This is a genomic window from Gordonia sp. PDNC005, assembly GCF_016919385.1.
Classification (GTDB): Bacteria; Actinomycetota; Actinomycetes; order Mycobacteriales; family Mycobacteriaceae; genus Gordonia.
Genome location: NZ_CP070351.1, coordinates 969,652 through 987,967 on the forward strand (window position 1 = coordinate 969,652; position 18,316 = coordinate 987,967).

Annotated in this window: 9 protein-coding genes, 1 pseudogene and 1 riboswitch; of the genes and pseudogenes, 2 read left to right on the forward strand and 8 right to left on the reverse strand. The window is 67.5% G+C overall.

The window, feature by feature from the left end; genetic code table 11:
• Nucleotides 1-8 precede the first annotated feature (8 nt).
• The gene (locus JVX90_RS04615) at nt 9-3,398 is read left to right on the forward strand and encodes a pyruvate carboxylase (RefSeq protein WP_205331260.1); all 3,390 of its coding nucleotides are present in this window, start codon (nt 9-11) and stop codon (nt 3,396-3,398) included.
• Nucleotides 3,399-3,495: 97 nt separating this feature from the next.
• Here the strand turns inward: JVX90_RS04615 and metE are convergent, their stop codons facing one another.
• Entirely contained in the window at nt 3,496-5,814 is a 2,319-nt protein-coding gene (gene metE, locus JVX90_RS04620; RefSeq protein WP_205331261.1) for a 5-methyltetrahydropteroyltriglutamate--homocysteine S-methyltransferase, read from the reverse strand.
• Nucleotides 5,815-5,948: 134 nt separating this feature from the next.
• A riboswitch (cobalamin riboswitch) is annotated at nt 5,949-6,147 on the reverse strand.
• 136 nt (nt 6,148-6,283) lie between these two features.
• Nucleotides 6,284-6,406, reverse strand: coding sequence for a type B 50S ribosomal protein L36 (gene ykgO / locus JVX90_RS04625; RefSeq protein ID WP_040520188.1), 123 nt, complete (start codon nt 6,404-6,406; stop codon nt 6,284-6,286).
• A gap of 115 nt (nt 6,407-6,521) precedes the next feature.
• Here ykgO and JVX90_RS04630 point away from each other — a divergent pair, with 115 nt between their 5' ends.
• Complete coding sequence (locus JVX90_RS04630; protein ID WP_205331262.1) at nt 6,522-7,445, forward strand: mechanosensitive ion channel domain-containing protein; 924 nt, start codon at nt 6,522-6,524, stop codon at nt 7,443-7,445.
• Nucleotides 7,446-7,508: 63 nt separating this feature from the next.
• Here the strand turns inward: JVX90_RS04630 and JVX90_RS04635 are convergent.
• From JVX90_RS04635 to JVX90_RS04660, 6 genes and pseudogenes are all read right to left on the reverse strand, one after another.
• Nucleotides 7,509-12,968: pseudogene (locus tag JVX90_RS04635) on the reverse strand (carboxyl transferase domain-containing protein).
• A 194-nt stretch (nt 12,969-13,162) separates the two neighbouring features.
• Entirely contained in the window at nt 13,163-13,510 is a 348-nt protein-coding gene (locus JVX90_RS04640; protein WP_205331263.1) for a hypothetical protein, read from the reverse strand.
• A 23-nt stretch (nt 13,511-13,533) separates the two neighbouring features.
• On the reverse strand, nt 13,534-15,330 hold the full coding sequence (locus JVX90_RS04645) for an acetyl/propionyl/methylcrotonyl-CoA carboxylase subunit alpha (RefSeq protein WP_205331264.1): 1,797 nt from the start codon (nt 15,328-15,330) through the stop codon (nt 13,534-13,536).
• Nucleotides 15,331-15,518: 188 nt separating this feature from the next.
• Complete coding sequence (locus JVX90_RS04650; RefSeq protein WP_205331265.1) at nt 15,519-16,907, reverse strand: condensation domain-containing protein; 1,389 nt, start codon at nt 16,905-16,907, stop codon at nt 15,519-15,521.
• Between the two features lie 45 nt (nt 16,908-16,952).
• On the reverse strand, nt 16,953-17,378 hold the full coding sequence (locus JVX90_RS04655) for a SufE family protein (RefSeq protein ID WP_205331266.1): 426 nt from the start codon (nt 17,376-17,378) through the stop codon (nt 16,953-16,955).
• 16 nt (nt 17,379-17,394) lie between these two features.
• Nucleotides 17,395-18,288, reverse strand: a complete 894-nt coding sequence (locus JVX90_RS04660) for a sulfurtransferase (protein ID WP_205331267.1) — start codon at nt 18,286-18,288, stop codon at nt 17,395-17,397.
• Nucleotides 18,289-18,316: the final 28 nt, after the last annotated feature.

Consider the following 18,316-nt stretch of genomic DNA (forward strand, 5'->3'; position numbering starts at 1 on the left):
AGAGTTTCATGTTCGACAAGATCCTGGTGGCGAACCGCGGTGAGATCGCGGTCCGCGCCTTCCGAGCGGCGTACGAACTCGGTGCGAGCACCGTCGCCGTCTACCCCGCGGAGGACAGGCACTGCATCCACCGCGGCAAGGCCGACGAGGCGTATCAGATTGGCGAGCCCGGCCATCCGGTGCAGGCGTATCTGAACGTCGAGGAGATCGTGCGGGTGGCGCGCGAATGCGGCGCCGACGCGGTGTATCCCGGCTACGGGTTCATCTCCGAGAATCCGGACCTCGCGGGAGCCTGTGCGCGGGAGGGCATCACGTTCGTCGGTCCCAGCGCCGATGTCCTGCGCCTCACCGGCGACAAGCAGCAGGCGGTGACAGCGGCCCGCGCGGCGGGACTGCCGGTCCTGGCCGGATCCGCACCGTCGTCGAATGTCGACGACCTGCTCGCCGCTGCCACCGACATGACCTTCCCGGTGTTCGTGAAAGCGGTCGCCGGCGGCGGTGGCCGGGGCATGCGTCGCGTCGGCGAGATCGCAGAGCTCGCCGAGGCGGTCGGGGCGGCGTCGCGTGAGGCGGCCGCCGCGTTCGGCAATCCGACGGTGTTCCTCGAACAGGCGGTGGTGAATCCCCGCCACATCGAGGTGCAGATCCTCGCCGACTCGCACGGTGACGTCGTCCATCTCTACGAACGGGACTGCAGCCTGCAGCGCCGACATCAGAAGGTCGTCGAGATCGCGCCCGCGCCGAACCTCGACCCGGCGCTGCGTGAGCGGATCTGCGCGGACGCCGTCGCGTTCGCGCGCCAGATCGGCTACTCGTGTGCGGGCACCGTCGAGTTCCTCGTCGACGAACGCGGTCAGCACTTCTTCATCGAGATGAATCCGCGCATTCAAGTGGAGCACACGGTCACCGAGGAGATCACCGACGTCGACCTCGTCGCCGCGCAGTTGCGGGTGGCGGCGGGAGCGTCCCTCGCCGACCTGGGTCTGCGCCAGGACACGATCGCGATCCGCGGTGCCGCACTGCAGTGTCGCATCACCACCGAGGACCCGGCGGCGGGCTTCCGCCCGGCGACCGGGAAGGTCACCGCGTACCGTGCACCGGGCGGCGCGGGCGTCCGGCTCGACGGCGCCGCGGCCCTCGGCAGCGAGGTGACCGGACACTTCGATTCGATGTTGGTGAAGCTGACTTGCCGCGGCGCGGACTTCGACACCGCGGTCCGACGAGAACGTCGTGCGCTCGCCGAGTTCCGGATCCGCGGCGTCACCACGAACATCAGTTTCCTGCAGGCGGTGCTCGACGACCCGGACTTCCGTGCGGGCCGGATCACGACGGCGTTCATCGAGGACCGGCCCGACCTGCTCACCGCGCGCGTCGACGACGACAAGGGCACCAAGCTGCTGTCGTATCTGGCGGATGTGACAGTTCACAAGCCGTACGGCGAACTGCCGACGCCCGTCCACCCGCACACCAAGCTGCCCGCGCTCGACCGGTCGGTCCTCGCATCACCGCCTGCCGGTTCCAAACAGCGGCTCGACGGGCTGGGCCCCGCCGGATTCGCACGCGCGCTCCGCGAGCAGAAGGCCCTGGCCGTCACCGACACCACGTTCCGCGACGCTCACCAGTCTCTGTTGGCGACACGCGTCCGGACCAGCGGACTGTCGGTGGCCGGGCCGTACGTCGCGGCGACGACACCGGAGCTGCTGTCGGTGGAATGCTGGGGAGGCGCCACCTACGACGTGGCCCTGCGATTCCTGAAAGAGGACCCGTGGGATCGGCTGGCGCGCCTGCGGGAGGCGATACCCAACATCTGCCTGCAGATGCTGCTGCGCGGCAAGAACACCGTCGGCTACACCCCGTACCCCACGGATGTGACAACGGCGTTCGTGCGTGAGGCCGCCGATACCGGCATCGACATCTTCCGCATCTTCGACGCCCTGAACAGCGTCGACGCGATGCGTCCGGCGATCGACGCGGTCCTGGAGACCGGCACCACGGTGGCCGAGGTGGCGATGAGTTACACCGGAGACCTCGCGAACCCCGCCGAGGACGTCTACACCCTCGACCACTACCTGCGGTTGGCGGAGCACATCGTCGACGCCGGCGCGCACGTGCTCGCGATCAAGGACATGGCCGGTCTGCTCCGTCCGGCCGCGGCTCGCACCCTGGTGTCGGCGCTGCGATCGAACTTCGATCTGCCGATCCACCTGCACACCCACGACACGCCTGGCGGCCAGTTGGCGACGTATCTCGCGGCGTGGGAAGCCGGTGCGGATGCGGTCGACGGTGCGAGTGCCGCATTGGCGGGGACGACGAGTCAGCCGTCGCTGTCGGCGATCGTGGCGGCGGCCGCGCACACCGAGTACGACACGGGACTAGACCTTGGTGCTGTGTGCTCGATGGAGCCGTATTGGGAGGCGGTCCGTCGCGAGTATGCGCCGTTCGAGTCGGGCATCCCCGCGCCGACGGGCCGGGTGTACACGCACGAGATCCCGGGCGGGCAGCTGTCGAACCTGCGACAGCAGGCGACGTCGATCGGTGTCGGCAACCGCTTCGAAGCTGTCGAGAACGCCTATGCGGCGGCCAACGAACTGCTGTTGCGTCCGGTGAAGGTGACACCGTCGTCGAAGGTGGTCGGCGATCTGGCGATCGCATTCGTCGCACAGGGTGTGACCGCAGAGCAGTTCGCGGCCAACCCGGCGGCGTACGACATCCCCGACTCGGTAATCGGCTTCCTCAACGGGGAACTGGGGGAGCCGGCCGCCGGTTGGCCCGAGCCGCTGCGATCACTGGTCCTCGCAGGCCGCGAACGCCGCAGTGTCGTGACCGAACTGACAGTGGACGATCTCGATGCGCTGAACACGGGCGGAACCGTCCGCAGGCAGGCGCTGAACCGCTTGCTGTTCCCCGGCCCTACGGCCGACTACCTCGACCACCTGGCGAAGTTCGGCGACACGTCCAAGCTTCCGGCGCACCAGTTCTTCTTCGGGCTGCAGCCCGGTCTGGAGCATCGGGTGAAGTTGCGCCCGGGCGTCGACCTGCTGATCTCGCTGGAAGCGATCAGCGAGCCCGATGACACCGGCGTCCGTACCGTGCTGCTTACCGTCAACGGCCACCTGCGGTCGGTGTTCGTCCGGGACCGCGGTGTGGACGCGGTCGTCGCGGCCGCCGAACAGGCGGATAAAAACAATCCGAGCCATGTCGGCGCACCGTTCGCCGGTGTCGTGTCGGTGACGGTGGGCGTGGGGGACACGGTCGCCGCGGGGGCGGTCGTCGCGACGATCGAGGCGATGAAGATGGAGGCGTCGATCACGAGTCCGACGGCGGGAACCGTTCGGCGAGTCGTGTTCACCACCGCAACCGAGGTGTCGCCGGGCGACCTCCTGGTGGAACTCGGCTGAACTCCGTCCGCCGCGGTCCGGCTCACCAACGGACCGCGGCAGACGACGACTGTGGCCCGCGAGAATTCTCGCGGGCCGCAGTCGTCGTGTGGGCCGGTCAGCGCACGGCGGCCGCGGCCTGAACCATGTTGGTCAGCGCTTCGGTCACCTCGGCCGTGGTGCGGGTCTTGAGTCCGCAGTCGGGGTTCACCCAGAGACGGTCGGCCGGGACCGCGGCCAACGCCTCCCGCAGTGAAGCGGCGATCTCGTCGACGCCCGGCACGCGCGGCGAGTGGATGTCATAGACGCCCGGTCCCACCTGCGTCGCGAAGCCGATCGCGTTGAGGTCCGCGAGCACCTCCATGTGCGAGCGGGCCGCCTCGATGGAGGTGACGTCGGCGTCCAATCCCGCGATCGCGCCGATGACCTCGCCGAACTCCGAGTAGCACAGGTGCGTGTGGATCTGCGTCGCGTCGGCCACGCCCGCCGTCGACAGGCGGAACGACGTGACGGCCCAGTCGAGGTACGCCTCCCGGTCGGCGGCCCGCAGCGGCAGCAGTTCACGGAGGGCCGGTTCATCGACCTGGATGATCGTGGCACCCGAGCGTTCGAGGTCGACGGTCTCGTCGCGGATGGCGAGCGCAACCTGGTTCGCCGAGACGGCGAGCGGCTGATCGTCCCGGACGAACGACCACGCCAGGATGGTCACCGGACCGGTCAGCATGCCCTTGACAGGCTTGGACGTGAGCGACTGAGCGTAGGAGATCCAGTCGACGGTCATCGCGGCCGGGCGCACCACGTCGCCGAAGAGGATCGGCGGACGGACACAGCGCGAGCCGTACGACTGCACCCAGCCGTTCGCGGTGGCGAAGAACCCGTCGAGCTGCTCGGCGAAGTACTGCACCATGTCGTTGCGCTCGGGCTCGCCGTGCACGAGCACATCGAGTCCGATCCGCTCCTGCAATGCGATGACATCGGCGATCTCGGCGCGCATGCGCTCGACGTAGCCGGCCTCGTCGATCGCACCGGTGCGCAACGCCTGACGCGCCTTGCGGATGTCAGTGGTCTGCGGATACGAGCCGATCGTGGTGGTCGCGAGAGTCGGCAGGCCGAGCGCGGCGTCCTGGATCACGCGGCGATCGGCGGCGGCCGTACGGGTCGAGTCGGCGCTTGTCAGAGCAGCGAGGCGGCCGCGGACGGAGTCGACGTGCAGACGCGGATCGCCTGAGCGGGATGCCAGCGCGGCACGTGCGGCGTCGAACTCGGCAGCCTGGTAGGCCCGGCCGTGCGCGTAGGCCCGACCCAATGCGGTGACCTCGCCGACCTTCTCCTCGGCGAACGCCAGCCAGCCGTGCAGCGCCGGGTCGAGACCGTCCTCGCCGCGCAGCGTGTAGGGGACGTGCAGCGTGGAACAGGACGTGGACACCGCGAGCGTGCCGACGACTCCGCGGATCGACTCGAGGCGGCCCAGCGCCGCGTCGAGGTCGGTACGCCACACGTTGCGGCCGTCGACCACACCCGCGACGACGTGCTTGTCGTCGAGACCAGCAGCCAGCACGGTCTCGACGGACCCGCTCACCAGATCGACGCCGACACCTTCGACGTCGGTCCGTGCCAATGCGGCCAGGGCGTCGCCCGCATCGCCGAAGTACGTCTGCACGAGGATCGACGGGCGATCCGTCGCCGCGGCCAGTGTGCCGTAGACGCGTTCGGCCAGTTCAGCGAGACCCTCGTGGGAGTCGGTCACCAGGATCGGCTCGTCGATCTGCACCCATGACGCACCCGCGGCAGCCAAACGCTCGAGCAGGTCGACATACAGCGGGATCAGCTCGTCGATGCGCGACAGCGGGTTCGCATCGTCCGCCGTCGCGGGCTTGGACAGCCCGAGGAACGTGATCGGCCCGATCACCACCGGCCGGGCGGGGACGCCTTGCGCCCGGGCTTCGGCGAGCTCGGACAGCACCTTGGTCGGATCGAGTGCGAACGTGATGTCCGCGCCGATCTCCGGCACCAGATAGTGGTAGTTCGTGTCGAACCACTTCGTCATCTCCAGCGGCGCCACGCCGTGTGAACAAGGCCCGCTCGCTTCGCTTCCGGCGCCGTCTGAACCGCGCGCGGCCGCGAAGTACGCGTCTAGCGGGTCGTCGATCGACGCGACGCGTGTCGGAAGCGCTCCGAGGAGTACAGCGGTGTCGAGGATCTGGTCGTAGTACGAGAACGTGTTGACCGGGATCGAGTCGAGTCCGGCGGTCAAGAGTTGGCGCCATCCGTCGCGGCGAAGGACTGCGGCGACCGATTCGAGAGCGGCACGGTCGGACCGACCGGCCCAATAGGCTTCGACTGCGCGCTTGAGCTCTCGATTCGCTCCGATACGCGCCGTGCCCGGCACGGTCGCGTTGAAGGGGGATGTTGTCGGATGTGTCGTGTCGAGGGACATGACTGTTGTATCTCCTGCATGCGGTGCGGACGGCCGTCGCCCTGCGGGAGATGTCACGAATGGACGGTCCGTCGAACGACGACCGTGCACTCGGTGTCATCGCCCAATCCACGAGGCGGACAGCCACCGGGCGCGGCGCGCCCAGTACAACCGGCAGGTCTTCGGGCTCGTCGGCGGGCGCGTGGGCGCACCTACTGGCCGTCGCTTCCCAGACCCGGATGTTCACGGGTCCAGTGCGTGTGACGGCGGTCGTTCCGACATACCGCTGCGGGACAGCTCCGGTTTCTCACCGGATTCCCTCTTCGTGACGACGCCGGGGCGGCACCACGTCGACGCTCGACGGCGACACAGGGGCTCCATGGTGAGCGCTGCCGAGCGAACCGATTGCGGCCACAGTCTATCGACGTGCAATCGCGAATCCATCATCGAAGGATGACGTGGGTTTAACCCTGGCGTCATGGACGAAAGGTCATCCTTGGCGTGCCTTGAACCTGGGATTCAGCTTGTTGATGACGTACACGCGTCCGTGTCGCTTCACCACCTGTGCGCCGGGTTGGTTCTTCAGCGACCGCAGCGATGATCGGACCTTCATGGTTCCTCCTCTATAATGAAAATGACAATCATTACTATCACATGGAGCGTCGCCGCTGTGCTCCTCGTACCCAGGGAGGATGTCGAGATGCGACATCGTCCGTACGGTCGGGACCATGTCTACTCAAGTGATCGCATTCGAATGGACAGAAGCGAACCGCGCGTGGCTGATCGAGACGCCGGTCAGAATCGCCTGCTACGTCGTCGCCGCGTTGGTGATCAGATGGCTGCTCTTCCGGGTGATCGATCGAGCGACGCGGCCCAGATCGCGCACCGCGCCCGACGAACGTCCAGGGATGATCAAAGCCCTCCGGGATCGGACTAACAGGACCGCCCCCAGGGTGGTCGCCCGACGGGCGCAGCGCGCCAAGACCATCGGGTCGGTGCTCAAGTCGACCGTCTCGGTGGTCGTCGTGGTGTGGTTGGCGCTCTCGATCCTGTCCGAGCTCGACGTGAACATCGCCCCGTTCATCGCGTCCGCCGGAATCATCGGACTCGCGATAGGTTTCGGTGCCCAGCACCTCGTCGCCGATTTCGTGTCGGGAGTCTTCATGATGATGGAGGACCAGTACGGGGTGGGCGACATCGCGGACTTCGGCGATGTTGTCGGTGAGATCGAATCGGTCGGACTGCGGATCACCACCGTGCGCGACATGGACGGGACCCTCTGGTACATCCGCAACGGTGAGATCGAACGCGTCGGCAACATGAGTCAGGACTTCGCGGTCGCCCGCGTGGAGGTGCCGGTCGCGACCGACGTCGACCTCGACCGTGCCCAAGACGTCGCTCTTGCGGCGGCCGTCGACGCAGCAACTGAGGGGGCCGTGGTGAAGAACGTTCGCGGGGAGCCGGAGATGCTGGGCGTTCAGGAGGTCACTCCGTCACACGCCGAGCTGCGGCTCACCGTCAGGACCGAGCCCGGAGCGCAGTGGTCTGTGCAGCGTCACCTGCGCAGCAGGATCCTGCGCGCGTTCGACACCGAGGGGATACGACTGCCGCTCCAGCCGTGGGTCGCACCCGGGGCGCCGACACAGGCCTGACAGACGACGAGCGGCCCTCCACCGAAAGAGTGAAGGGCCGCTCCCGTCTGGCAGAGCTCCGAACTACGTCGTGATCGCGCCGATCAACTTCGGACGCAGTTCCGCCGCAGCGATGACCTCGTCGACCGAACCGACGCGGACCGCGCGGTTGATGTCGTGGACGGCGTCGAACTCCGCTGCCATCTCGGAGATCTTCTCGGCCCGCACCGAGGTGCGGAGTTCGTCGAGTTCGGCTGCCAGGGTCGCGCGGTCGGCGCCCGTGGCCTCGGTGACGCGTTCTGCGAGGGCCTCGACGCGGGGATCGTTCGCGGTACGTACGCCGACCTCGCCGGAGAACACGACGGCCGCGGCGGGTGCACCGCCGAGCACCGACGCGAACGAACCGTCGATGGCCAGAACGGTCATGTTCGGGTTCAGCGCCTTGGAGAACACGACGAACGCACCGCCGTGGTAGCGCGAGATTACGCAGAAGACGATCGGGCCGTCGAAGTTGATGATCGCGCGGCCGATCTCGGCGCCGTACTCGAGCTGCAGCTTGCGCAGCGACTCGGGCGAGCCGTCGAAGCCCGACAGGTTCGCCAGGACGACGACCGGACGGTTGCCGCTCGCCGCGTTGATGGCCCGGGCGGCCTTCTTCGAGGACTGCGGGAACAGGGTGCCGGCACTGAACGTGTCCGGACCGTCGGTCGGGAGGAAACCCCGACGGTTGATCGGCGTCGACTCGATGCCGATCAGGGTCACCGCGTGACCGCCCAGGTGGGTGTCCTGCACAACGACCGTCTCGGCGTCGGCCATGCCTGCCCACCGTTCCAGCGCGGGCATGTCCTGGTCGACCACCGCGCGCATGACGGACCGGATGTCGAAGGGCTTCTTGCGGTCCGGGTTGGCGGTCGCCGAGAAGATCTCGCCGACCGTCGCGAAGTCGCTGCCCTCCAGATCGTGCGGGAAGGCCGAGATGTCACGGTCGATCGGGTCGGAGCTCGTCGCACCGCGCGGTCCGGCCTCACCCGGCGCGACATAGGTGTGGTCGTAGTGGCTCATGACGATCTCGATGGCAGCGGCGGTGTTCGGCGCCCAGTACTGGGCCTCGCCATTCGGTCCCATGATGCGGTCGTACCCGCCGAGCCCGAAGTTGTCCTCAGCCGACACGCCACCGGAGAAGTCGAGCGCCTGCTTGCCGGTCAACACCATCGACGAATCGGGTGTCATCACCAGAATGCCCTTGGTGTGCATGAGCATCGTCGCCTCGGCGTTCCAATAGGCCTGACCCCCGACGTTGATGCCGCTGACGACGATGTTGATCTCGCCGCCGTCCTGCGTGAACTCGACGATCCGCTTGAGTGCGGCCGCCACCCAGTCGAGGTTCTCGGTGCCCGAGTCCATCTTGACTGCAGCACCGGACGAGATCGCGTACCACTCGACGGGAAGCTGCTGCTCCTCGGCGAGATCGAGAGCTGCGATGTAGCGGCGGCACTCGGGTTCGGTGAGGGCGCCGAGCGCCTTCGTCGGATCGCCGAGCATGACCACACGACGAACCCCTTCCGGGTACTTCGCCGTAGGCGTGCTCACCGTGCCGACGACGACTGCCGCGGTGTTGCGGCCCTTCGCACGATCGACCGGTTCGAGTGCGCCGTCGTCGTTCAGGTCGTACTCGGTGAAGTCGCCGAGCTGCTCGACGAGTTCGTACGGGTAGGCGGTGCCGCGGCTGGTGGCCTTGAGGACCTTCTGGCGGTACGCGTCGATCGGTTCGACGGGATCGTTGCTCGGATCGCCGACGGTGACCAACGGGCGGCCGTTGTCGTCGAACGTCACATGGATCGCGACCTTCGTCAGTTCACGCGTGTCCCGATCGCGCTGGCGGGCGATCAGCAGCACCTCTTCCAGGCCGGCGCCGTCGACGGACTGGGTGCGGACCGTGTGCGCGACGATCTTTCGGACCTGCTCGCGCGACACGTCCAACGGCGGCCAGATGTACATGACGATGCGGTTGGTGTTGAACCGCTTGCCGCGCGGGCGCTGGGCCTGCGCCGAGCGGATGGTGTCCACACAGGTGGCGAAGGTGGTCTCCGCAGTCGGCAGGGTCAGCAGCCCGTCGTCGTCGGTCACCGCGGTCAGGTCGCGGATCTGGGCGAACGCGATGAGCCGGTCGTCAGCCGGGTTGGCCTTGGCGACGGCGCGGAACAGGTACACCTCTTCGTCGTCCGACGACGACATGCGGGTCAGGTCGAACTTGCGGAGACGTTCCATCTGCATCCGGCGTGCGATGTGCGGATGGAGCCCGCGGATGAGACGGTCCTCGGCGAGACCGGTGGCCGCCGGACGGAACGTGAAGTGGTGGTGCATGGTGGCGCCGCGGGAGCCCGCGACGGTCGCGGTGATGCGGCGAACCCGCTCGGGCAGCAGCTGGGCGCTGATGACCTCGTACAGTGCGGTTGCGAGACCGTCGAAGTCGTCGGGCTGGTTCTCCCAGCGAACGTACACGTCGGCGTCCACGGACGGCGTCTGCGCTGACAGGTCGGCGAGACCGGAGAGCGCGGTCGGCAGGTTCTCGAAGCTCGTCGCGATCGAGGCGAGCGCCGATCCGTCACGTTCGGCGACGACGAAGGTGCAGCCTCCGTCGCGATGCGAACGGACATCGGTGAGGCCCTTGTTCCCGTAGTAGCGCCGCGTGAGGACCTCCAGCATTACCGTGTCGTCGAGGTCGTCGTGCTCAAGACGATCGGACAGGATGCTGACCAGTGGAACGGTGCTGCGGACCATCTCCGAGATGCGCTCGGCCCGGTCGGATGCGGCCGGGTTCGCGTCGAGGTGTGCAAGATCGGCGCGGACCTTCGCGTACACGTTCTCGCGGTCGCGGAGCAGTCGCGGCTGGCCGTACCAGGTGAACAGGACACCTCGCGCCAGGTCGGCGACGGCGGGGAACCGCACCTGCGTGGCGTCGACGAGACGTTCCAGGGCGCGGCCCGCCGATTCGACGTTGCCGTCGGCCGACGCCGGGGCCGGTTCGGTCAGCCACTTGCGCAACACAGTGGTGATCACCTTGACGGTGTCGGTGGGACGCTGCATTGCCAGGAAGATGCGGAAGACCGCCTCTTCGAGATCGGGCGTGCGGTCGAGCTCGTCCACGCCGTAGTGGCCGAGTGCGTACGAGAGTCGAGTCTGGAAGCGCGCGGGGACGCCTGCGACGTCGACGTCGAGACTCTGCAGGTAGGTGTGGAAGTTCTCGCGGGCGCTGTGGACACGATCCTCGCTGCCGACCGCGTCCGACGGTCGGCGCTCGCTCAGCGCGGCGATGTCGGCGAACACCGAGATCAGTTCGGTCTCGCCGTCCTGCGGCACATAGCCCGACGCGACGGCCGTTTCGCGGGCGGCCAGGTAGTCCGACAGCACCCGGCTGTTGTCGTCGGGGTCGACGTCGAAGCCGAGAAGCAGACTGCGCAGGTCCTCCAAGCCGCGGCCGAGGAGGTCGTCGGTCTCCACGAGTTCCGGTTACGCCGGAAGGTCGATGACGGCGGCGCTGCCGGTGTCGGCGGCCGCAGCATCGTCGTCCTGCAGTGGTTCCAGGCGGAGCAGGGGCGCGCCGGTCTCGACCTGTGCGCCGACGGACACGGCGCACTCCTTCAGTCGCGCCTTGAACGGTGCGCGGAGCACGGTCTCCATCTTCATCGACTCGAGGACGAGGATCGGGTCGCCGGCTTGGACTTCGGCGCCGACCTCGAGCGGTGTGGCGATGACGAGTGCGGGCGCGGGGGAGCGGACCACGCCGCCCTCGTCACGGCTCACCCGATGGGTCACACCGTCGACGTCGACGAGGTGGATCGGGCCGTGCGTGTCGGTGAGGATGCGGTAGCGGACGCCGTCGACGGTCACCTGGCCTGCGTGCTCATCGAAGCGTTCGAGTGCGACGTCGGCGGTCCGGACGTCGTCGCCCGCCTCGACGACCACACGGAAGCGGTGCGCGCCGATGCGGGCCACGCGGACGCGGTACGCCGCGCCGCGCAGTTTGAAGTCGAGCGGGCGTCCGCTCTCGTGCAGCACCTGCGGTCGGCCGCCGGCGGCGGTCACCAGGAGTCGGGTCCGTTCGGCGGTCTCCTCCTCTTCGTAGGCGTCGATGGCGGCTGCGGCGAGTGCGATCGTCGAGTGCCGGTGGGACACGAGACGACCCTCTTCACGAACGCGGTCGATCCATCCGGTGTCGGCGGACGCGTCGATCACCTCGGGCTGAATGAGCAGATCGAGCACGAAGCTCTTGTTGGTGGCACCGCCTTCGATGATCACGCCGGTTCGGCTCATGGCACGGCGCAGGCGGCCGAGGGCCTCGTCGCGGTTCCGGCCGTACGCGATCACCTTGGCGATCATCGAGTCGAAGTCGGCGGGGATGGTGTCGCCTTCACTGACGCCGGTGTCGACGCGGATGCCGGGGCCGGTGGGCAGGTCGAGGCGCGCGATGCGGCCGGGGGCGGGTGCGAAGTCGCGGTCGGGATCCTCTGCGTTGAGGCGGGCCTCGATGGCATGGCCGCGTTCGACCGGCTTCTCACCGTCGAGCTTGCCTCCAGAGGCCACGTGCAACTGCGCTCGGACCAGATCGAAGCTGTTGGTGAGCTCGGTGATCGGATGCTCCACCTGGAGACGGGTGTTGACCTCGAGGAACGCGAACAGCTTCTCGCCGGGGTGATACAGGAACTCCACAGTCGCGGCACCGCGGTAGCCGACGGCATTTGCCAGGCGCTCGGCGGATGCCTTGACCTCGTCGGCCTGCTCGGGGGAGAGAACCGGGGACGCCGACTCCTCGATGACCTTCTGGTTGCGACGCTGAACTGAGCAGTCGCGGACCCCGAGCGCCCACGCTGTGCCCTGGCCGTCGGCGATCACCTGGACCTCGACGTGCCGTGCACCGGTGACCAGACGTTCGAGGAAGACGACGCCGCTGCCGAATGCACGCTCTGCCTCGTCACGGGTGCGCTGGTAGGCGTCGACGAGTTCGGAGTCGTCGGTCACCTTGCGGATGCCTCGGCCACCGCCGCCCGCAGTCGCCTTCAACATGAGCGGGTAGCCGATGTGCGCGGCCGCGGTCTTCGCGTCTTCGAGGTTGTCGACAGGGCCGTTGCTCCACGGCGCGACAGGCACACCGACTTCTTCGGCGATGATCTTGGCGCCGATCTTGTCGCCGAGCTTGCGCATGGCCTCGGCCGACGGTCCGATGAACGTGACACCGACCTCGTCGCACAGTTCGGCGAATGCCGGGTCCTCGGCGACGAAGCCCCAGCCCACCCAGGCCGCGTCGACGCCGGTCTCGATGAGAGCGCGGCGGAGAACCGCGAGGTCGATGTACGGACGGTCTGCCGCTGCGCCGAGCTCGTAGGCGATGTCGGCTTCACGGACGTAGGTCGCGGTCCGGTCGACGTCGGTGTGGAGAGCGACCACTTCGATGTTCTGACCGGTCTCCGCGTTCAGGTCTCGTACGGCGTTGATGAGGCGCATGCCGGCCTCGCCTCGGTTCACGATCGCGATGCGGTTGAACACGCAGGGACTCCTTGAAGGTGTGGGGAAGGGCGCGGGTGAGCGCACAGTACTGCGTTAATTATCCCGGTTTCAGTGTGGCGGCAACCACCATTCGGGATGTGACAAGAATCCCGTACTCGCTGGTAGGTTCCGACAAATACGGCGAAATAGACGTACTGAGCGGTAGCTTTTCAGGCTTCGTTCGGACGAAACGCTCAGGGAGTCTGGAGGACCAATTCGCCGACGGTCAGACCGAGCGCGCCCACCGCGAAACGGGTGATCGGACCGACGGCTGCGTCGAGCGCGTCGGCGTGTCCGTCGCGGTGGATCCCGGCTAGGACGTCGCCGTCGACGCCGATCAATGCAACGGCTTCGCCGGTCGTGGGAATGCAGACCGCCCACACGAACCGCGTCTCGTCAGCCCAGCCGGAGTCGGTGCCCGCGATGTACGCCGCCGCGTCCTCGATCGACAACAGTTCGAGAGCCGGAACGTCAGAGAGCCGGTCGTCGTCCCGCAGAGCGCGCAGATACCACGCGCCCGCGTTGACTTCGACCGGCTCCATGAGTTCTAGAACTACTTGGCGTACTACTTGATCTCGAGGAGGGCGGTGCCCTGGGTGACGGCGGCGCCTGCCTCGACCGACAGTCCGGTGACGGTGCCGCTCTTGTGAGCAGTCACCGGGTTCTCCATCTTCATGGCCTCCAGGACGACGACCAGGTCGCCCTCGGCGACGGTGTCGCCTTCGTTGACGGCGACCTTGACGACGGTGCCCTGCATCGGTGCGGTCACGGCGTCGCCGGACGCTGCCTTGCCGCCGCCCTTGGTGCGGGTGCGGGCCTTCGGCTTACGACGCACAGCGCCGTTCGCCGAGCCGCCACCGAGGTTCAGGTCGCCCGGCAGCGACACCTCGACACGACGGCCGCCGACCTCGACGACGACCTTCTGACGCGGAGCGGAGTCGTCTTCCTCGATCGGCTGGCCACCGGTGTACGGCTCGATGGTGTTGTCCCAGTCGGTCTCGATCCACTTGGTGTAGACGTCGAACTTCTCGACCCCATTCTCGTCCGTACCGCCGATGAAGGCGGGGTTGGACACGATGTGGCGGTGGAACGGGATGACCGTGGCTAGGCCGTCGACCTCGAACTCGGCGAGCGCGCGACGCGAACGCTCGAGAGCCTGTTCGCGGTTCTCGCCGGTCACGATGAGCTTGGCGAGCATCGAGTCGAACTGGCCGCCGATGACATCGCCCTCGCGGACGCCGGAGTCGACGCGCACGCCGGGGCCGGTGGGCTCTCGGTAAACGGCGACGGGGCCGGGTGCGGGGAGGAATCCGCGACCGGCGTCCTCACCGTTGATGCGGAATTCGAAGGAGTGACCGCGCGGGGTCGGATCCTCGGTGATCGTCAGTTCCTTGCCTTCGGCGATGCGGAACTGCTGACGAACGAGGTCGATGCCCGCGGTCTCCTCGGTGACCGGGTGCTCCACCTGCAGGCGGGTGTTGACTTCGAGGAACGAGACGGTGTCGCCCTGGACCAGGTACTCGACGGTGCCCGCACCGTAGTAGCCGGCTTCGCGACAGATGGCCTTGGCTGAGCTGTGGATGCGGCCGCGCTGATCGTCGGTCAGGAACGGCGCCGGGGCCTCTTCGACGAGCTTCTGGAAGCGGCGCTGCAGCGAGCAGTCGCGGGTGCCGGCGACGACGACGTTGCCGTGCTGGTCGGCGATCACCTGGGCTTCGACGTGGCGAGCCTTGTCGAGGTACTGCTCGACGAAGCACTCGCCGCGTCCGAATGCCGCGACGGCCTCGCGGGTGGCCGACTCGAACAGTTCGGGGATCTCTTCGATGGTCTGTGCGACCTTCATGCCGCGACCGCCGCCGCCGAATGCGGCCTTGATCGCGACCGGGACGCCGTACTGCTCGGCGAATGCGACCACCTCGGCCGCGTCGGCGACCGGATCCTTGGTGCCTGCGGCCATCGGGGCCTTGGCGCGTTCGGCGATGTGACGCGCGGTCACCTTGTCGCCGAGGTCGCGGATGGACTGCGGCGACGGGCCGATCCAGGTGATGCCCGCATCGATGACGGCCTGAGCGAAGTCGGCGTTCTCCGAGAGGAATCCGTAGCCGGGGTGGATGGCGTCGGCGCCCGACTGGGCTGCGGCGTCGAGAATCTTGTCGAACACCAGGTACGACTCGGCGGACGTCTGACCGCCGAGTGCAAACGCCTCGTCGGCGAGCTGCACGAACAGTGCGTTCGCGTCGGGCTCCGCGTACACCGCGACGCTGGCGATGCCTGCGTCCTTGGCTGCGCGGATCACGCGGACCGCGATCTCGCCGCGGTTGGCGATCAGAACCTTCTTGATGGTCGTCTGTGCGATAGACACTGGCTCTCCTGTGGGCGGGCCCGCCTGCGGGCCGTCGTCGTAAGCGTGCGCGTCGCGCGCGGGATTCCTCCACGTGTGGCGCTCTGCACGGTGTCCGCGGGGTGTCGGACACCATGATTTCCGTCAGTGAGCGTAACCCACCGAGCAATCGCTCGGTCGACCGACACCTAGAAAACTTAGGACTCGTTCTACCTGTCGTCCGCCGTACTCGCGAGTAGATCGGCGAAGTCGTCGAGAAACGGCACGACTCGACCGGGCTGTTCGGCCGGGTACCGGGAGTGCATCCGCAGGCCCGACGGCGTCCGGTTGACCCACACGTACATCTCGTCGCCCGCGTACGAGTGGCTGCGCAACACTTGCGCACCACCCGCATCGGCGACATCGGCCGTCGGTGTGCCCCGCGAGTCCATGAACGACACGACGAACTTGGGCACAGGGGTCTCGCCGAGCAGTTCGGCCACACGAAGGAACGGGAGTGTGGCTCCGTGCCTTCCAGTCCGCAGCGCGTCGGACGCGAGGCGGGTCGCCTCGCTCATGTCAGTCTGATCGTCGATGGGAAACGCGATCGGCGCCAGACCGACGAACCATCCGAGGGAATGCTGCCATCGGAGGTCGCTTCTGGTGTGCCGCGGCATCACACAAGAGAACTCTGAATCGGGTGCCCTGCGGTGGTAAGCGAGGGCCAGCGCCGCGAGAACGCCGGCGACGAGGTTGCCGCCGGCCGCCGCACACGCCGTCTCGAAACGGCGGGTCGACGCGTCGTCGAGCAGACGCGCGGTACGCGACGCCTGCGCAGGGTGCTCCACCATGAACGGGTCGGGTGAGTCGCCCACCGTGGGACGCAGTGGAGCGAAGAACGGCGCACCATGGACCTCGATGAACCTGCGCCAGGTCTGTACGGCCGGATGCGAGGCGCCGGCGTCGTCGGCGGCTCGCCGCTCGGCATCGGAGAAGTCGATGTAGCTGCCTGTGTCCGGGAGCACCGCGGTGCGTCGGTCGCGTTCGGCGCGATACAGCTCGGTCAGTTCGTACTGCGCCGTGACCAGGGAGTAGCCGTCGACCAGGGAATGGTCGGCGGCGAACAGCAGGGTGAACGAATCGCCGCGAGCGACGGTGGCGAAACGGTACGCGGGCCAGTGCAGGGGAGCGGTCGCACGGTCGAACGATCCGGCCACCTGTTCAAGCAGCATCGTCGATTCGGTGTACCAGCCGATGCGAGTCATCTTCAGCCGAACGGTCTCGGGTGGCGTCGAGTACCGTTCAGTGCCGTCACGTTTGAGGACCACGTGCGTGCGCAGCACCTCGTGTCGGGAGATCCACGCGATCAGCGCGGCACGAATCGCCGGAACCGACATCGGTTCGTCGAAGTTGATGGACAGGCCGAGCCACGACTCGCGGCCGCCCTCGCGTTGGGTTCGTGCCCGATGTTCGAACGCGTCGCGCAGGTGCTGCTCGTGGTTGTGCGAGGTCTGCCGGTCGTCGCGCTGCCAGTTGCCGAGCCCGCCCTCGACGGTGGGAATCCACTCGACGAGTCCGCCGGGTTCGACGGGCGCGTCGAGGATCTGGAGAAAATCCATTCGTCTGTGCGGCCCTTCGTCTCGCTCCGCTCGTCAGGTCGGCGCTCAGGCGCCGGTCTGCTCGGCCACCTGACGCTTGATACGCGCCAGCATGCCTGCCATTCCTCGGAGTCGAAGCGGACTGATCACCGATGCCAGACCCAGATCGTGAAAGAAGTCCGACGGGACGTCGGAGATCTCCTGTGCGGACGCGCCGTCCAACCCCTGATGCAGGATCGAGGCGAAACCGCGGGTGGTCGGAGCCTCCGGCGGAGCGCTGAAGTACAGCTTGACCGACGACGAGTCGGCTGCATCGACCGAAAGGAAGATCGGCGACTGACACTCGGGGACCGGTTCCATCGCCTCGGTCTGCATCGACTCGGGGATGTCGGGCAACTCGCTCGAGAACTCCAACAGCAGCGTCACCTTGTCGGAATCGGCGAGCGCTGAGAAGTCGTCGACGATCTCGGCGAGCGGAGCTGGCAGCGTCATCTCGGCGGCTCTCCTGTCAGCGCGCGGGTGCCGCGCCGGGCTCTTCGCCCTGCACGATCGGGACGCGGACACGGTTGCCCCACTCGGTCCAGGAGCCGTCGTAGTTGCGGACGTTGTCGAAGCCGAGCAGGTGCGTGAGGACGAACCAGGTGTGGCTCGAGCGCTCGCCGATGCGGCAGTAGGCGATGGTCGGTGTCGCAGCGTCGAAGCCGGCGTAGATCTCTTCGAGCTCGGGGCGTGTGCGGAAGCGACTGTCCGGCGCAGCGGCCTTGGCCCATGGGATCGACACCGCGGTCGGGATGTGGCCGCCGCGGAGTGCGCCTTCCTCCGGGTAGTCAGGCATGTGCGTGCGCTCGCCCGTGTACTCCTGCGGCGATCGCACGTCGATCAGCGGTGTCCTGCCGAGCTCGGCCAGCACATCGTCGGCGAACGCACGGATCGATGCGTCATCGCGCTCCACCACCGGGTAGTCGGTGGCCGGGTAGGCGGGCACGTCGAACGACGTCTCCCGCTGCTCGTCCATCCACGCATCACGTCCGCCGTCGAGGAGACGGACGTCTTCGTGGCCGAAGAGTGTGAACACCCAGAGGGCGTATGCGGCCCACCAGTTGTTCTTGTCGCCGTAGATCACGACGGTGTCGTCGCGGCTGATGCCCTTGTCGCTCATCAACTTCGCAAACGCTTCACCGTCGATGTAGTCGCGCGTCACCGGATCGTTGAGGTGCAGGTGCCAGTCGACCTTCTGCGCGGTCGGGATGTGGCCGATGTCGTACAACAGGACGTCTTCGTCCGACTCGACGATCTTCAGTCCGGGAGCTCCGAGGTGCGCCGACAGCCATTCAGTGCTGACGAGGCGTTCGGGGTGTGCGAACGAGGCGAAAGCCGGATTGGATTCGTATTCCACAGGCATGCGAGGGTCTCCCGAGTTCTGGTGCGCA